Annotated in this window: 2 protein-coding genes; both read left to right on the forward strand. The window is 66.6% G+C overall.

The annotated features are described in order from the left end of the window. On the forward strand, positions 1-573 hold a 573-nt coding region (locus ILT44_RS30320), incomplete at its 5' end, for a tripartite tricarboxylate transporter TctB family protein (RefSeq protein WP_204243323.1). After that, positions 573-1,534 (forward strand): tripartite tricarboxylate transporter permease (locus ILT44_RS30325; RefSeq protein WP_204243324.1); only part of this gene is annotated, 962 nt, incomplete at its 3' end. The genes ILT44_RS30320 and ILT44_RS30325, both read left to right, overlap by 1 nt.

Below are 1,534 nucleotides of genomic sequence, written 5' to 3' on the forward strand. Positions count from 1 at the left end.
GCAGCCTTGGCGTTGTGGCTTACGCGGGATCTCGATCAGGGCACTCTCAATGCCATGGGACCGGCCATGCTGCCCCGTTGGCTGGCCATCGCGGTGGGCTTGTCTGGCCTGGCTCTCCTTGTCTTCGCCTTCCTCAAGCAGGGCGATGCCCTGGAGCGCTGGAACCTGCGTGGGCCGGTCTTCGTGATCGGCGGCATCCTGGCCTTCGCCCTGACCATCCGCCCCTTCGCCATGGGTGGGGTTGCGACGCCGGGTCTGGGTCTGCTGATCGCCGGCCCACTGGCCATCATCATCGGCGGCTACGCCACGCCCGAGGCGCGCCTGCGTGACCTCGTCATCCTGGCGCTCAGTCTCACCCCCTTCTGCATGATCCTGTTCGGGGATTTGCTCAACCTGCCGATCCCGGTCTTCCCGCAGGCGCTCACCGGCCTGTTCCCCGCCGACTGGTCGCAGAAAGCGGTGCTGCGGGCGACTGCCGCCATCATGGCCGTGGCGGCCGTGATCGTGTTCCTCGCAACCCGTGGCCGGGGCCGACGTCCGGTTGATGTCGTCGACCATAGCGGGAGGATCTGATGGGTGACTTTTTCTCCAATCTGAGCCTCGGCTTCGGGGTTGCCCTGACCTTGCAGAACCTTGGCCTAGCCTTCCTGGGCTGCCTCGTCGGCACGCTGATCGGGGTGCTTCCGGGCGTCGGCCCTATCGCCACCATCGCGATGCTGCTGCCCATCACCTTCGGGCTCGACCCGACCGGCGCGCTCATCATGCTCGCCGGCATCTATTACGGGGCCCAGTACGGCGGCTCGACCACCGCGATCCTGGTCAACATCCCGGGCGAGGCCACCTCGGTGGTCACGGCGCTCGACGGTCACCAGATGGCCCGCCAGGGCCGTGCCGGCGTGGCGCTCGGAATCGCGGCCATCGGCTCCTTCTTCGCCGGCACGGTGGCAACCCTGGTCATCGCCGCACTGGGGGCTCCGCTCACCAAGTTAGCGCTGATCTTCGGGCCGACCGAGTATTTCTCCTTGATGATCATGGGCCTGGTCTTCGCGGTCGTGCTGGCGCGCGGCTCGATCCTGAAGGCCATCGCCATGATCCTGGTCGGCGTGCTGCTCTCCACCGTCGGCACGGATCTGGAGACCGGCGAGGAGCGCATGACCTTTGGCCTGCCGTTCCTGGCCGATGGCATCGACTTCGCCGTGCTGGCCATGGGCATCTTCGGCATCGCCGAGATCATGCGCAATCTCGACCATACAGAGACACGCGACGTGGTGCGTCAGGCCATCGGGCGACTGCTGCCGAACAGGGAGGACTTCAGGCAATCCTACAAGCCGATCCTGCGCGGCACCCTGATCGGAGCGACGCTCGGCATTTTGCCCGGCAACGGGGCGGTGCTCGGGCCGTTCGCCGCTTATACGCTTGAGAAGAAACTCGCGAAGGATCCAAGCCGCTTCGGCCGCGGCGCCATCGAGGGCGTGGCCGGCCCTGAGAGTGCCAACAATGCCGGCGCGCAGACCTCCTTCATCCCGTTGCTGAC

The organism is Microvirga arvi (assembly GCF_016892765.1).
Taxonomy (GTDB): Bacteria; Pseudomonadota; Alphaproteobacteria; order Rhizobiales; family Beijerinckiaceae; genus Microvirga; species Microvirga arvi.